Source organism: Mesorhizobium sp. B2-8-5 (genome assembly GCF_006440675.2).
Classification (GTDB): domain Bacteria; phylum Pseudomonadota; class Alphaproteobacteria; order Rhizobiales; family Rhizobiaceae; genus Mesorhizobium.
The window spans coordinates 6,270,481-6,286,552 of sequence record NZ_CP083951.1 but is presented as its reverse complement, the minus strand read 5'-3'; the positions used below and the strand labels follow the sequence as shown (position 1 = coordinate 6,286,552).

Below are 16,072 nucleotides of genomic sequence, written 5' to 3'. Positions count from 1 at the left end.
ACCGCAATAGCCGGGCGGTCTTGCACAGCCGAAGCCTCCGCGGCATTGGACCGTGCAGCGATTTACCACTCATTCACGATATTAGCGCAACCTGATATTCGGTCATGCTGGTACAGCGTACATGCCCAAAGCCCTAAAGCGCGTCGCGTCGAAACGGATTCACGCGACGCGCTTTAGGTCGTTACTTGATGCATGTCGTTGTCGCAAAACGGAGGTCATTTTGCGCGACATGCATTAGCGCCGATCCTTCAGCGCTGGGGCTTTTTACGCATGATCCATTCGACTATGTTGGGGTCGACATAATCGTCTCCGGTCACGATACGGACCAGCTTCGTTGCGCGCGGCCGCCATTGATCTTCAGGAACCTTGTCTTCGTCGACCCAGCGCTTGAACGCTTCGCGCATGACGTCGAATTCGAAGTATGAACCGTTGTCGTTGGATTGCTTTTTGACCATGGCGGGCAACGTCGAATTCGCTGAAATGTTCCAGCCTCAGATGCGAGCCTCGCCACTTGCCCGAACCGTTAACGATATTGTTGCTCTGCGGATCACCATAACATGAGTGAATCCTAATGGAGGTTTTGTGGATGGTGCGGCGATGGCGGGCAGCGCGGTTCCGTCCATGCGCAGTTCGTCAAACTAGTCACCCCGCGTCGAAAAACGCTGTTGCTGGTGAACCGAGAACTAGCCGGGCTCCAGCGTATTCTGGATCGAACCTATCAACGCGGCGATCGCCTGCTTGTATTTCTCGAACTCCGGCGATGTCTGCCGGACCTCGGTCGTGGTTGTCGTCGGCTGGCCCTGGTCGGTGACCACGCGCGGCGCTTTCTGCCCCATTTTCCGCTCGGCCCAGTCCACGACATAACTGGCGGTCTTGCCGGTGAGGAACGGGTTGGCCTGGATGACGGCGGATCCGAGAACCGCAGTCAACTGCGACGAACCCGGCGCCGCCAGCACCTGATGCGCCCCTTCCATGCCGAGGAAATGGCAAAGATAGAGGCGTCCGGCGGTGATCTGGTGGCCGCGCGCGCGCAGATAGGCTTCCCCTTCGCGCGCCAAGTTGCGCACCATTTCACGCGACAGCGTGGCGTCGTAGCGAAGCGCAAGCAGATCGGCGGTCGACAGCGAGCGGGCGAGGTCGGGCCGATAGGTGTTCATCATCCGGATCCAGGTCTTGGAGATGAACTGGCCGGCGCCGGTTGCCGAGGAAAGCGGATTCTTGGCTCGCGCGCTGCCGCCGCTTTCGACATGCACGATCCGGTCGGTCAGCGTCTCGACCGCGGCATCGCCGGAGCCGCCCGAACTGACGGACACGGCGGTGGCGACCGAGGTGACCGTCCCCAGCGGGTCGATCGCCTCGCCGTTCTGGTAGAGCTCGAAATGCAAATGCGGGCCGGTCGAAAGCCCCGTAGTGCCGATATAGCCGATGACGTCGCCGGCCTTCACCTTGGTGCCGACGCCGCTGGCGATCGCGAATTTCTGCATATGCGCGTAGCGCGTCTCGCGGCCGTTGGCATGCGTGATCTTCACCAGATTGCCATAGCTGCCGCCATCGCCCTGGAACGAGATCTCGCCGTCGAAGGCGGCCATGATCGGCGTGCCGACCGGCGCCGCCCAGTCGACGCCCTTGTGGATTCGAACCGTGCCCAGGATCGGATGCTTGCGCGGGCCGAAGGTCGAGGTCATCACTCCGGCGACCGGCGTGACCATGCCGTTGGTGACGGTCAGCGAGCGGACCTGGTCGTCGCCGGTCACACAGGCATACTGGCCGTCGCTCTGCTGGAAGACGAAACAGTCGAGGCTCTTGTCCGTGCCCTGGACACCGACATAGAGCACCCGCCCGGAGATCTCGCCCTGGCCGCGCGGCGTCTGCGAATAGATCAGCACCAGGCGCTGGTCCTCGCTGGCGAAGGCGTCGAGGTCCTGTCCCCGCGACAGATACATGATCGCCTCGCCGATGACGCTGGTCGGCACCTTGTTGCGCGCCGCGGTCGAGTAGATCGCGTCGAGCAGGCGGTACTGCCGCTTGGGCCCGCCCTGATCGGAAGCGCCGGAATAGTTGAAGAGGTCCTCGCGCACCCAGGGGTCGACGCCCGACACGAAGGCGCCGGCTGCGTTGCGCGTCAGCGTGCCGACATAGACGTTCCTCGCGTAGATGGAGACCTGCATCAGCGACATGGTCGTCGTCTCGCGATTCGACCGGAACCCGCGCATGGCCACGACAAAGCCGGACTCCAGCCCGTCGCGGTTGAACAGCGTCTTCAGCGCTTCGCCCGCAAGCTTCGCGTCGTCGGCGGAGAAATGCGCGTCGAGCGCGACGCTGTCCAGGCTGCGGTCGTTGAGGATCTTCACGAAGGTGTCCTCGGTCGCCTCGAAGCGCTGGTATTCGCTGGCGACGGTCGCAACGGTCGTGTTGTTCTCGATCGCGGTTTTCGTGAAAGCCGGGAGTGCTGCCTCCCCCTGGTCGATGGTCTCGCCCCAGCCGGCCTCGGGGTCGTCGGCGTCTGCCTTGGGCGCCGAGCCGGCATCGCTTTCGTCCGGCGCCACCTGGAGATCATTCTGCAGGTCGCCTTGCGGATCGCCCTGTTGATCGTCCGGCGCCGCGGCCGGAGCGGGCGGGGCCGGTTGCTCATCTTCCGGCTCCGTTGCCGAAGGCTTCGGAGCAGCCTGCCGCTGTGCCTGGAAGAAGGCGAAATCCTCCTGCGTCGACGGGATCGTCGTCATGAACTTTTCGCTGGCGCTCAGCATCACGTCGGACAGGATTTCGATCTGCGGCGAAGCCCCGGAACTGTCGAGTTCGGCTGGACGCGCTACGGTCTTGCCCTTTGTCGCGGTGTCGGCATCGGGCGCCAGCGTGATCCACATCGGATCGCCGGCGAGATCGATGATCGCCGGCACATAGACCGAGGCGTCGGGCGGCACGTCTTCCATGCCCTCGACCGGATGCAACTCTTCGTCCTCATCGCCGAACGACCAGTAGTCCCTGGTCAGGTAGAAGCCGGTGGCTAACGCGACGACGGCGAGCGTGGCAAGGCCGGCAAGGGCCCGCCGCCAAAGCTTGCGCCGTTGCGCGGCCAGGCGCGCCTGCTTCTTCTGTCTGAAGCTCGTGTCGATCGAGTGCGTCACGGGCTGTTTCCGGTCAGGAAATAGGTCCAGCGCACCTGCTCGAGCGTGTCGACCTCGACGAAGCGCGCCGCGATATGGCCGCGCTGCCAGCACTCGTCGATGCCGCGGATCGAGAAGCGCCGCCGGTCGATGCACATCTCGGTCGAGCCGTTGAGGATCGCGTGGCCGAAGACGTCCGTCGCGTAGAGATAGATATAGCGGTTGGTCAGTTCCTCGCGGATGACGTTGACGCACTGGTTGGCGCCGATCGTCCACCAGCCGTCCGTCTGGTCGGCATTGTCGACCTTCTGTCCGACGGCCAGATTGACGACGTCGAGCGTCTGGTTGCAGACGGTGAATTCGGCATGCGCCTTGCCGGGCGAAAGGATCGAGAACAGCGCCGCGCCAAGCAGCGCGGCAAGCGTCATGCGGCCCGGGAACGGCGATCGGAGCCGGTTACGCTGCTTGCGTGGCGGGGGCTGGTGCGGAGAGCGCAGGGTGCGAAGGTCCATCGGCGTTCATGCTATCCGCCAAGCCGGAAATAGGTGGCCGTGGCGGAGAACTGCGATCCGTCGGCCTCGATCTCCTCGAGGATCCTGGGCAAAAGCTCCGAGGCCGGCGTCGGCCTGGAGAACATGGCGGCCTGGATGTCCTTGGGCCCGGTGATCACCAGCATGATCTGCGGCACCGCCTTGCCGGCTGCCTTGTCCGCGGCGGCGAGGCCGATCGGGATGTTGAAGGTCACCTTGTCGGTTTGCGGCACCATGCGGTCGTCGAGATTGAACGCCACGCCCTTATGGTCGATCAGCATGATGTTCGAGACGAGCCCGCCGCCCGTATAGAGCGCGCCGCTGACCGGCGAGCCATCCGGGACCGATGTCCGGTCCAGGACAAGCTGCGGCTTCGCGGCCGAGCTCCGGTCGAGGAAGCGAAGGAAAGTGGGCACTCCGCACTGGGAGAGCGTGATGAGGCGCACGCTGATGTCCGGCTCGATATGGAACCTGGTCTGGAAATCGCTGAGCAATTGTTCGAAGGGTTGGACCGCCGTCCCGTATCCCTCGATCGCGGGGGAAGCGCCCGGTCCCGATGTCACGTTCGCGTAAAAACAGCTGCCGCCGCTGAAATCGCGAACCCAGGAGCGCTGGTCGTTCCAGTTGGCCGTGTCCTCTTCCAGTGACGGAAGCGCCGGCTTTGGCACATTGATGGCGACGTCAGTGTCCGGCTGCTTGGTCGCCGGCGGCTGCGGTTGCTGGGCCGGCTGTGCTGGCGCTGTCGGCGTTTCCGGCGGGTTGGCTGTTGGGGTCTGTGCCTTAGGCTCGGCCGGCGGGGTGGTCGGCTGCGCCGGCGCCGGACTCTCCGGAGCGGGGGGCGGGGAAGCGTTCGGCTTGGGCAGCTTGGAAAGCATGTCAACGAGGTCTTTTACGCTGGGCTTGGCTGCCGGCGGATTCGCCTCCTGCGCCGGCTTGTTCTGAGCCGCCTGGCTCGGTTCCGGCGTCTTGACCACCGGCTCGCTCGTCGGCTGCGCCGGCTTCCGGCTTTCGGCGGCCGTTGGTGCGGGAGCCGGCGACTGCTGCGCCAGGGGTTGCACGGGTTTGGTCCCGACCTGAGGCGTCTGGCTTTTTGCCTCGCTCTTCGGCTGAGCGGCAGGTGGCGTCGGCTTCTCGACGGTGGCGGCGCCGTCAGTTTTCGGCGATTCCAGCTGAGGCGCGGACGGCGTCTGCGGTTGGGGTTTCGGCGCTTCCGGCTGCTGCGCTTCGGCCACTGGTTTGGCGGCTTCGGCGACCGGCTTCGGTGTCAGCGGTGTGGATTTTTCCGTCACCGGCGGGGGCGCCAGGACGCCGCTGAAATAAAGGCCACTCCCAACCAGCACAGCCAGCGCCGCAACGCCGCCGGCGATGACGGGTATCCGTGAAGCCTTTCGCGGCGCAGCCGGTGCGGTCGCAGGTGCGCTCGCCGGAGCGGCAGCCGGGGCGGGCCGTTGCTCCGACAGGTATGCAGGGCGCACATGCTCGACGAAGCGCGGCTCGCCGGGAGGCGTCGGCGGCTGGGGCTTGGAGTCCGGCGGCGCCGTCCACCCAGCGCGCGGCAAACCGGAGCGTTCGCGTGCTCCAAACGACACCGGCGGCGGCAATGTCGCCTCGAGATCCTCGCCGCGCGTCGCCCGGGCGATCTCGCTCATGCTGGCCGGCCGGTCGCGCGGATCCGGCTGCAGCATGGCCGAGATCAGGTCGTGGAAATCGGGATCGATATCCGACAGGTCCGGCACGGTCCGGCGCTTCTCGATGACCTCGTATTGCGACCCGCTCATGTCGAGCGGCTTTCCGCGCAGTGCCGCGGCCAGCACCAGCCCAAGGCTGTAGATATCGGATTGCTCGCTGACATCACCGCCATAGAGACCGAGCTGCTCGGGCGAAACATAGTTGTATTTGCCGGCGAATTTTCCGCCGATCAGCGTTTCGCCGCCGACGGTCGCCGAGCGCGCGATGCCGAAATCGATGATCTTGGCGCGCTCCACCCGGCCGCCGGGCAGGATGATGTTGTCCGGCGAGAGGTCGCGGTGCACGGCGCCCGCCTGATGCACGGCGCTCAAGCCGGAAGCGAGGCGATGGCAAAGCCGGCGCACATCGTTCCCCTGCATCGGTCCGCGCCGCATGACGTCGAACAGTGACTCGCCGTCGACGAACTCCATCGCGAGATAGGGACGGCCGATCCCCGTATCGATGGTGAAGACGTGGTAGCGCACCACTGCGTCATGCGACAGATGGTTGAGGATCGACGCCTCCTTGCGGAACAGCGACAGGATCGTCTGGTCGCGCGCGAATTCTGGCAGCACGATCTTGATCGCCACGTGGTCGCCGGTCTGGATGTTGTGGCCGCGATAGACTTCGCCCATGCCGCCGGAGGCGATCCTCTCGTCGAGCTCGTAAATGCCGCTGAGCTGCGTGCCCACCCCGGTATAGATGACGTTCGTCGAAATCCGCGTCTTGTCGTCGTCGCTCATCTGGCCTGGCCCTCCACTGCGGACCGATCCGGATGGAGCGCGCCGTTGCGCCCGCCGCCGATCTTCACGAGTACAATGGTCACATTGTCGGTTCCGCCGCGCGTCAGCACCATGTCCAGCAGGATCTGGCAGGCCGCCCGCGGCGTGGCGGATTTGACCGCGGCCTCGATTTCGGCGTCGCTGACATGCGCGGTCAGTCCGTCGGTGCCCAGGACGAAAACGTCGCCCGCCATCAGCTCGCCCTGCTGGAAATCGATCTCGAGCTCGTCGCTGACGCCGACCGCATGCGTGATCACGTTGCGGCGCGGCCAGGTGCGCGCTTCCTCCGCGCTGATCATGCCGCGGTCGAGCAATTCCTGCACCTCGGTGTGATCCTTCGAAACCTGGAAGATCGAGCCGTTGCGCACGAGATAGATGCGGCTGTCGCCGGCCCACAGGCAGGCGAAACGTCCATCCATGGCAAGCAGGGCCGCGAAAGTGGAGCCGATGGTGACGCCGCGCGATCGCGATATGTCGCGGATCTCGGCATTGGCGCGGCTGAGCCGGTCCTCGAAGCGGGCGCGAAGGTCCGGCGCGGAGCTCGCAATGCCGATCGTTGCCAGATGGTCGACGATGCTGGCCGAGGCGACTTCACCCGCCTCATGCCCGCCCATGCCGTCGGCCACCACCCAGAGCCCGGTCTGCGGTTCGATGAGGTAATTGTCCTCGTTGTGATCGCGCACGCAGCCCTTGTGGCTCACGCCGAAGCTTTCGATGGGGAGGGCGACAGTGCTCAATTTGCCACCAAGCGCTTCGCGAGCGTCCTCTGTGACCAGTCACGGGCCGCGTGCCCAGGCCACTCTGCCACAAGCGTATACATTAGAGTACCGAAATGAAGGCTCGCTCCAGCCATGTCAGAACGCCTTCGGACAGCTGAAGCCGGACAAGGCAGGCAGCAGCAGGGGATTGGCGCCCGAGCCGACCTGGATCGTGTAGGCGACATCACGTCCGCCGATCACGAAGCGGGCTTCCGTGTTGGCGCCGTCGCCGGTGATGGTCGCCTTGTCGAAAAGCCGCTTCAACGCCCACGGCCCTTCGAATTTGAGCGCGGACTCGCGGCCGGGCATTTCCGGCACGAGGCTGAGGCTCGCCGATCCGGAAGCGGCGCCGCTCGGCCATGTCACGATGCTCGGAGCGTTGCCGGCCTGGGCGCTCTGGACCGTCTGCCCGTCGACATTGAGCACAGCGCTGTCGACTTCGCTGTTCACCGAGGTGGGGGTGATGGTGATCGAGACCGAAGGCACCGAGCCGCCGGAAGGAAAGAAGGTGTTACGGATTTCCGCGGCCGACTGGAACGCTTTCAAGGTCGACTTCGCAAGATCGCGGCTGGAGCGAGCGTCCTGTTTCCAGGTCCATTCCTGGCCGGTCATGTCGATCAGCGGCGCAAGATTCTGCGCGAAGAAACGGTCCATCAGCCCGCCCGGCGCGAACAGCTTGGTGAAATCCGCCATCGAGATCTCGTCTGTGCCGTCGCGGGTGAAAGGATAGCGGCCATTGACCGCCTCCTCGCAGGCGCGCGTCACCGTCTGGTCGAGGTTCTGGTTGAGGTTGGCAACGGAGGTCTCGGCGACATTGCCTTCGAACTCGTCCGCCGCTGCGTTGACCATGCGCGCCAGCGGCTTCGGCAGGCGCGAGACATTGGCGCGCAATGTCGAGATCTGTAGCTGCAGGTTGGCGTTGACGCGCTCGGTCTGTGTGGGGACATCGGCCGCGAGCTTCAGGCTCTGGAAGATGTCGTGGAAGTTCTGCGTCAGCGCATCGAGCGGCCGGTGTCCGGCGGCCCCGCCAACCAGCGCCTGGAACGAGCGGAACTGCGCCTCGACGCTCGCGCCGGCATTCTGCGCGACGGCCGAGCTTGCGCCGGCGCGGCTTTGCGACTTGCCGCCGGCGATCTGGAGGCCGATGCGGGCGAGGCCCTTGGCCATGCTGGCGGGGTCCTGCTGCGCCGTGCCGGTATCGCCCTCGGCGGCGCTGTCCTTCGTCAATGCGGTTTCATCGGCGATCGCGGTGAAGAGCTGGTCGAGAGGCGAGTCTGGCGCGGCGACGGCCGAGAGCGCCAGATATTGCGGCTTGTCCTTCAGCATCGTCTTGAGCTTCAGCTGGTCGAGAACGCCGTTCCAGGCGGCGGCGAATTCCTTGCCGTAGCGGTCGATGAGCTCGGGGCCGAGCTTGGGCAGGTCCTGGTCGATGCCGCCCTGTTCGCCGCCGCCGCCAAGCACCCATTGATCGTCCACGAGCATCTGCGCGATGCGCGACAGCTGCGGCAGGAAGAAGCTATTGAACCCGCCGCGCGTATAGAGGCCGGTGACCTGAAGATCGGCAAGCTCGCTGCCGTCCGTGCGCTCGAACAGCAACTGCGCTTCCGGACCGGCTCTCGCGGCGATGGAGAAGTCCTTGAGCCTTGCAGCATAGACCGCCGACTTGATCTGCGCCCAGGCGCGGTCGGTGAGGCTCATGCGTCCGAGCGAGCGCTGCGCGGCCTCCACCAGCGGCTGGTTGAGCTCGAAGACGGGATCATAGGCGTCGTCGAGCGCAAGCATGGCGCGCAGGTGCTTTTCGAGCTGCGCGCGGCCCTCGCGGTTGTTCTCGCCGGGGTAGCGGTTCTCCTCCCAATCCTGCTTCATCCAGGAGACAACCAGTTCGTCGTCGACCTTCGGCGCCTTGCCGCCCAGCATCAGGTAGATCTTTAAAGGCTCGTAGAGCGCGACGGGGTCGGCCATCCGAGCCTGGATCGTCCGCTCCGCCTGCACCAGCAGCCGCGAGCGGAAGGTTCGCTCCAGCGCTTGCCGGTAGGCGGTCTTGGAGGCCGACAACAGCCTCTCGCGCTGGCTGAGCCCGAACGTCTCCTCGATCGGCTTTGCCTGGTCGCCGTTTTCGAAGCCGGCCGGCAGGTTGCGCAACTGGTCGAGCGGACCGATGACGTTTTCGAGGTCGACGTCGGTCACCGTCGTGCTGTTCAGCAGCGTATCGGCGCTGTCGCGATAATGCGCCATGGCCTGCCTTGTGGAGGCGATCAGCTGCTTGTTGGCGAAGAAGCTGAGGCCCAGCATGCCGAGCGCCGCCAAAGCCGCCAGCGCGATCGCGGCGAGGCCGCCGAACCTCGCGAGCCTGGCGCGCCGCTCGGAGGCCCTGTCGAACGAGACCCAGCCCGATTCCGGAAAGATCACCTTGACCAGCAGATCATGCAGGAAGAAGCTCTTGCCGGCGCCGGAGAGATGCGCTTGCGAAGCACTGCCGAAACTGCGGCCGATCGCGCCTAGCACCTGGTCGAAAGGCGTCCCTTCCTGGGTGCCCGAGGAGAAATAGAGCCCGCGCAGGCTGACATTGACCTGACTGCGCGAGGTGTCGAACAGGCTGCCGACGAACTGTGTTATTCGGGCCTTCAGCGCGCCGAACTGCGCCGGGAAGCCGAACAGCGTGATCCGCGCTACCGGGTCGGCCTCTTCCTGCAGGCGGTCGGCGATCTCTTCGGCGAGCCGCTTCGCCAGTTCGTCGAAGGCTGCGGGCGCCTCGCCGGCCATGTTCCTGGTGCGGTCGGCCGTCTGGAATGTCGCGCCCCACACCTTGCGCCTGCGTGCCTCGTCGAAATCGCCGAAATAATCCATGAAGCCGCGGATGAGATCGGCCTTGGTAAAGAGCAGATAGACCGGGAATTGGATCTTCAGCGTCTCGTGCAGTTCGCGCAGGCGGATTCGGATCTCGGTGACATGCGCGTCGAGCTGCCGGTCGTCGAAGCCGATCAGGTCGGCAAGGCTGATGGCAAGGATCACGCCGTTGATCGGTTGCCTGGTGCGGTGTTTCTTGAGCAATCCCAGGAAGGCGAGCCAGCTTGCCTTGTCGTGCTCGCGGTCCGTCTCCTGCGTCGTATAGCGGCCGGCCGTGTCGATCAGCACCGCCTCGTCGGTGAACCACCAGTCGCAGGACCGCGTGCCGCCGACGCCGGCCACCGGCTGCGCGCTGCCGGAGCCGGCAAGCGGAAACTTCAGTCCGGAATTGACCAGCGCCGTCGTCTTGCCGGCGCCGGGCGGGCCGATGACGATGTACCAGGGAATGTCATAGAGGAAATTGCGCTTGCCGCTCGTCCGCTTCAGCGTCGCGATCGCTTCGCTCATGCGCGCTTCGAGCACCTGGGATTCGTCGTTGCGCTCGTCGCTGCGCACGATCGCCGTTTCGAGCGCCTTTTGCGCCTTGCGCCGCTGCCAGAAGCGGACCCCGTAGAACAGCGCGAGCACCACGATGGTGACGCCGATGATCGTGGCCCTGAGCCACGCAGGCGCAAACGGGCGTGTGTCGGCGAAGCGGATCAGCGGTCCGGCATACCAGACCGCCGCCGAGAAACCGGCAAGCGCAAGCAGGCTGAAGATCCGCGGCGTCCAGCGCATCAGTTGCCGTTCTCCGCGGAGCCGTTCTGCAAGGTCTCCTGTTTCGGGATCATCATGGCGACGCGGCGGTTCTTGGCGCGGCCGTCCGCCGTGCCATTGTCGGCGATCGGCTCGTCCTCGCCCTTGCCGTCGGCACTGAGCCGCGACGGATCCTTCAATTGCGTGGCCACCAGCGCCTGGACGGCCTTCGCCCGGGCGACGGAAAGATCGAAATTCGATTTGAACGTGCTCGACTTCTTTGGTTTCACATTGTCGGTGTGGCCGACGATCTTGATCGGCCCGGGTTCGGCGTCGAGCGCCGTGGCGATGGCGGCCGCGATCGGCTGGAATTGCGGCTTCAGCTCCGCCTGGCCGGGAGCAAACAGAAGCTGGTTGTTGATCTCGACGACGATGAACTCGCCCTTCTCGCCGACGCTCAGTCCGCCGCCGGCGATCTCCTTGGCAAGCGCCGCGCGGATACGGTCGATCTGGGTGGCATCCGGAACCACGGGCGGCGGCGGGCTGGCTTGCGCCGGCTCAGTGGGCGCCGCCACGCTGGCGCGCTCTATGGTGACGGGCGTGGAGGGGTTGAGCGCCAGCAACTCTCGGGCGGTCGCATCGCCTTCATCGGTGATCAGCACCCGCAGTCCGAAGAAGGCCGCCGTCACCAGCGTCGCTGCGGCGGCCGCGACCGCCCAGAGCGGCAGCCGCGCTCTTGGCTTCGGCAATGCCGCAGCCATGCCCTGCCAGCGGGGCGAGACGTCGTCGGCGGCGCGCGGCTTGAAGTAACGCAGCGTGTCGTAGACGTCGCGCCGGACACGTTCGAGCGTGTTTCGCTCGCCCGCAAGCCCCCGATACTGGCCCTCGAAACCCAACGAAAGGCATGCATGCATCAGTTCGAGCAGGTTGTAATGCGCTTCCGGCTTGGCGAGGACGTTGTTCAGCGCTTCGTAGAAGCCGGCGCCCGTCGGCTGGGTGTGGAAGAACTGCGCCACAAGGCTGTGCTGAAGCCAGCTGTCCTTGCTCGGCCATGGCAGATTGCCGACAAGATCGTCGGCGGTTCCGCAAAGGGCGAATTTCGCGATTCGCGCGTCTTCCTCGGCTACGCCGGCTTTCGCGATTGCAAGCTCGAAGGTGTCGATCGCTTCGGCTATATGCTCCGCCAAGGGCGCCGCTTGCCGTTCGACCGGCATCAGCCGCAATTGGCCGAGAAGCATCAGCAGCGGCGCCGCGGCGGCAAGGTTCGGATTAGCCGCGGCGTATCTCACGCCGCCGGCGGCGTCGAGCAGGGCATCCTGCTGCACCCCCGGCGCCGCATTGGCCTCTGCTCCCGGGGTAGGTCCCTGAAAGAGCACCGTTCCAGACGACCAGCCCGTAGGCATCTGCCGGCCGCCGCCGGGATCGAACACCGTCGATTCGCGGGAAGGCGATGGAGCGGACCGAACGCCTTCCGGACCGGAACTCCCGGCAGCCGCGAGCGGTCGTTGCTTCGGCCGCGGCGCGCGGATGACGGTTTTGTCCAGCGGCCTGGAGGGATCGTCCTTCGAGCTCATCGGCGACGACCCGCCGTCGAATTGCAACGAGCATGTCTTTGCCCGGCAAAGCGCGCTTCAGGCTGAGCCTCGGCGGGCCGCATGGAAAGGCACATCTCGCCGAAACATGACATTGCTGCACACGCCCCAAGCCACGCCGCGTTGCCCGCCAGGCAAGCATCCCTGCCCATTCTAATCGCCCGGGCATTCAATTGAAACGGGGCCGCCGATTGAAATCGGAAAGCAGGATGATCGAAGAGGCGGCTTCTTCTATGAGAACCGTCACATACAGCCGGCGCGGTCCGTGCGATCCAGGCTATTTCTGCTTGTCGGCCTTGGCGTAGGCTTCGGCGAAATAGGCGAGGAAGACATCCAGCATGCCGTTCTCGTGCTTGTCTTCCATCGTCCGCCATGTCGCGACAAGCGCATCCCAGGCCTGGCTTTTCCTGGACGAGAAGGATGCCGGCGGAATTTTCTTGGCGATCGCCTCCGGCGACAGGTCGTCGAGCAACCGCGACAGCGCGGCCTGCATGGCGGCGTAGGTCGCGATTTCGTGCGCCTTCAGGTCGCGAAACGCGTCTTCGACACTATGCCTGGCGTCGAGATAGCCGGCCCTGCGCTTGGCGAACATGATCTCCAATATGTCGTCGATGCCCGGCACGAATTTCAACGGATTGTTGTCCTCGGCGCCGATCATCGTCCGGTTCGAACTCTTGGCGAGCACCTTTGCCGCCGCGCGCGCCTTGAGCAGCAGGGACAGTTGCTCGACAGTTGTCCTCAGCACGGAGCCGATCTCGGCCGCGACATCGTGCGGATCACGCGACTGCAGCAACTCCGGCGCGATGCCCGCCGCCTTGGCGATCTCCCGCAATATCGCGTCCGCCTCCGCGGGCCGGTTGGCTGGAACCGCCGGGCCGGGCTGCAGCGCCGAGGATGTCGAGACGGGCGCTGCCCCGGTCGAGCGCTGTTCCGCCGGAGTGAAGAACGGCTGATGGCCGGGATCCAGCGGGCCGCCGGTCGAGGGCGGCAGCTCGCGCTGCGTCGATCCTGTACTGGCCTGAGGATGTCCGGTCGCGGCTCGTTCGTCTTCGATCGAAACGCCGACGACATAACGGCCGATCAGCAGCCGGTCGCCCTGGGCCAGCCGGTGCGGCCCGCTCATGCGCTGGCTGGAACCGTTGATGAAAGTGCCGTTGCGCGAGACATCGTAGAGCCAGAACGAGCCCGCCTGATAGCGGACCTCGCAATGCCGGCCCGAGATGAACTTGTCCGGATCGGACAGCGTCCAGTCGCAATTCTCGCGACCGATCTCGAAGCTGCGGTCGCGGGCGGCGTAGCTGGCGGCGGTGCCGGCCGGCAGCCTGTCGACATTGCTGATCTGGAGCGAGATGAACATCCGGAAGCGTCGCCCAACTTGGTCAACAAATGCTTATTTTCCGCGCAATTCCAGGCGGAAACGCCAACGCACCTTTCCTGGAATTGCCTTGGCATTCTAGCAGCTTGCGAGCGCGGCGGGAGAGGAGCGTTTCACACCGGCGCATGGGCAGTTTAGCCACAGCTGTTATTTGGCCGCCGCCAAACATATGCTAGGCTGAAAGCGGTCCGGTGCGGTGGGCGTGAAAAGTTCCCGAACGTGATGCGGTTAACATAGCGGGGGCTTCAATCCATCATACTGGCGGCCGCGTCCAGGAGGGGCACGACCCATGCCGAACGAACGTGCCACGGTTGTACAGACGCCGGCTGGCGCCGACCTGACCTTCACCCATCTCGTCGGCCGCGATGAGATCAGCCGTTGTTTCGCCTATACGGTCGGCTTCGTGTCGAAGAATCGTGACGTCGATCCGCTGAAGATGCTGGGCGGCGTCGTTTCGGTCGAGGGCGAATCCGATCCGAAGCGCTGGTTCAGCGGCCTTGTGTCGGATTTCAAGCTTACCCGCATCGAGGACCGGCTGGCCTTTTACGAGGCGACCGTCAGGCCATGGCTCTGGTTCCTCGGCAACACCACCGATTGCCGTATCTTCCAGAACATGACGGCGGTGGAGATCGTCGAGAAGATATTCTCGAAATACGGCATCGCCAAATTCGAGAAGCGGCTGCAGGGATCCTATCCCCAGCGCGAATATTGCGTCCAGTACGACGAGAGCGATCTCGATTTCGTGCAGCGGCTGCTCGAACACGAAGGCATCTTTTATTTCTTCGAGCACGACGAGGGCAAGCACACGCTCATTCTCTGTGACGCGATGAGCAAGCTGAAGCCGGCGCCCGGTTACGAGAAGGTGCTTTACAATTTCGAGGGCCAGGCGTCGCGGCGCGATGTCGAATACATCACCGAGTGGATACCTGGCAGCGCGGTGCGGCCGGGCGCCTATGCACACACGGACTACGACTTCGAGAAGCCCGGCGCCGATCTGATGGCGAAATCCGCCCAGCCTTTCGCCCATAAGGAGGCCTCGGGCGAAAACTATCGTCAGCCTGGCGCCCATCTCGATGTCGGGCGGGGCGACAAAATAGCGGGGATCCGCCGCGAGGAACTTCAGGCAGTGCACCAGCACAGCACGGCGGTTGGCACGGTGCGCGGCCTTTTTTCCGGGTGCAAGTTCACGCTGGAGAGCTTTCCGCGCGACGACCAGAACCAGGACTATCTGGTGGTCAGCGCCGAATACCGGCTGTTCGATCCGGGCTACCGGACCCAGAACGAGGCCCACAGCGAGAATTTCAAGGTAGTGCTCGGCGTGGCGCCCACCAAATTGCCCTATCGCCCACCGCGCATCACGCCGCGCCCGATCATGCGCGGTCCACAGACGGCGACCGTCGTCGGCCCTTCGGGCGAGGAAATCTTCACCGACAAATATGCGCGCGTGAAGGTGCAGTTTCACTGGGACCGGCTCGGCAAGAAGGACCAGAACTCCTCATGCTTCGTGCGCGTCTCGCAAACCTGGGCAGGCAGCGGTTGGGGCTTCATCCAGATCCCGCGCATCGGCCAGGAGGTCATCGTCGATTTCATCGAAGGCGATCCGGACCTGCCGATCATCACCGGCCGCGTCTACAACGCCTCGCAGATGCCTCCCTATGGCCTGCCGGGCAACGCCACGCAATCGGGCTGGAAGTCGAATTCCTCGAAAGGCGGCGGCGGTTACAACGAGCTGATGTTCGAGGACAAGGCGGGTTCCGAGCTGGTCAACTTCCAGGCCCAGAAGGACCACCATCTGCTGATCAAGCACGACCGCAACAAGACGGTCCAGCACGACCAGTCCGATCGCATCGACCACGACGCCAAGCACTCCGTCGGCCACAACCTCGACGAGGACGTCGGCAACAACAAGACGGTCAAGATCGGCGTCGACCAGACGACGAACATCGGCAGCAACGACACCGAGACGGTGGGCGCCAACCGTTCGCTGACGGTGATGGCAAACGAGACGATCCACGTCGTCGCCAACTCGACGGAGAACATCGACGCCAACCATTCGCAGACGGTGGGGCTGAACCAGACGGTCACTGTGGGTGTCGCGCGCGTGGACACGGTGGGAGCCGCCGAAGCGAGAACCGTGGGCGCCTCGCAGACGAACACGATCGGCGCGACGCGATCGGTAAGTGTGGGGATCAGCCAGAGCCATGACATCGGGGCCAGCGACAGCTGGAACGTCGGAGCCGGTCAGACCGTTAACATCGGCGCCGACCAGAACGTGACCATAGGCACCGCCCAGTCGTTCAATGTCGGTGCTGCGCGCAGCGCCAGCATCGGCGCCGACGACTCGACGAATGTCGGTGGCGCCCATTCGCTGACTGTCGCAAAGGACAGTTCGATCGGCATTAGCCAAAACAGCGCGATCAATGTCGGCAAGAAGCTGGTGATCAATGCCGGCGACGAGATCCTTATCCAGACCGGGTCGGCCAAGATCATGATGAAGAAAGACGGCTCGATCGCGATCGAGGGCAAGGATATCTCGGTCAAGGGATCGGGTAAGATCGTTATTAAAGCATCGGGCGACATCACCATGAAGGGCTCGAAGATTGCGGAGAATTAGGAGGGCG

Annotated in this window: 9 protein-coding genes; 1 reads left to right on the top strand and 8 read right to left on the bottom strand. The window is 64.6% G+C overall.

The genetic code is table 11. The features are described from left to right. Nucleotides 1–248: 248 nt before the first annotated feature. The 8 genes from FJ430_RS30775 to tagH all read right to left on the bottom strand — a co-directional run bounded on the left by FJ430_RS30775 (nucleotide 249) and on the right by tagH (nucleotide 13,433). Nucleotides 249–464 (bottom strand): hypothetical protein, encoded by a 216-nt coding sequence (locus tag FJ430_RS30775; protein ID WP_140643195.1) that lies wholly within the window; start codon nucleotides 462–464, stop codon nucleotides 249–251. Nucleotides 465–683: 219 nt separating this feature from the next. Further along, complete coding sequence (locus FJ430_RS30770) at nucleotides 684–3,125, bottom strand: M23 family metallopeptidase (protein ID WP_140706201.1); 2,442 nt, start codon at nucleotides 3,123–3,125, stop codon at nucleotides 684–686. Next, a complete protein-coding gene (locus tag FJ430_RS30765) occupies nucleotides 3,122–3,616 on the bottom strand; it encodes a DUF1036 domain-containing protein (protein WP_181175425.1) in 495 nt (164 codons plus the stop codon). The genes FJ430_RS30770 and FJ430_RS30765 overlap by 4 nt, the downstream gene beginning before the upstream one ends. Nucleotides 3,617–3,627: 11 nt before the next feature. Next, on the bottom strand, nucleotides 3,628–6,105 hold the full coding sequence (locus tag FJ430_RS30760) for a serine/threonine-protein kinase (RefSeq protein ID WP_140706199.1): 2,478 nt from the start codon (nucleotides 6,103–6,105) through the stop codon (nucleotides 3,628–3,630). After that, on the bottom strand, nucleotides 6,102–6,881 hold the full coding sequence (locus tag FJ430_RS30755) for a PP2C family protein-serine/threonine phosphatase (protein WP_140643189.1): 780 nt from the start codon (nucleotides 6,879–6,881) through the stop codon (nucleotides 6,102–6,104). Before FJ430_RS30755 ends, FJ430_RS30760 begins: the two co-directional genes overlap by 4 nt. Nucleotides 6,882–6,998: 117 nt before the next feature. After that, nucleotides 6,999–10,526, bottom strand: a complete 3,528-nt coding sequence (gene tssM / locus FJ430_RS30750; RefSeq protein WP_181175423.1) for a type VI secretion system membrane subunit TssM — start codon at nucleotides 10,524–10,526, stop codon at nucleotides 6,999–7,001. After that, nucleotides 10,526–12,058 (bottom strand): type VI secretion system protein TssL, long form, encoded by a 1,533-nt coding sequence (gene tssL / locus FJ430_RS30745; protein ID WP_140706194.1) that lies wholly within the window; start codon nucleotides 12,056–12,058, stop codon nucleotides 10,526–10,528. Before tssL ends, tssM begins: the two co-directional genes overlap by 1 nt. Before the next feature lie 295 nt (nucleotides 12,059–12,353). After that, complete coding sequence (gene tagH, locus FJ430_RS30740) at nucleotides 12,354–13,433, bottom strand: type VI secretion system-associated FHA domain protein TagH (RefSeq protein ID WP_140706192.1); 1,080 nt, start codon at nucleotides 13,431–13,433, stop codon at nucleotides 12,354–12,356. A 307-nt stretch (nucleotides 13,434–13,740) separates the two neighbouring features. Here tagH and tssI point away from each other — a divergent pair, with 307 nt between their 5' ends. Beyond that, a complete protein-coding gene (gene tssI / locus FJ430_RS30735; protein WP_140706190.1) occupies nucleotides 13,741–16,065 on the top strand; it encodes a type VI secretion system tip protein VgrG in 2,325 nt (774 codons plus the stop codon). The last annotated feature ends 7 nt before the right edge of the window (nucleotides 16,066–16,072 follow it).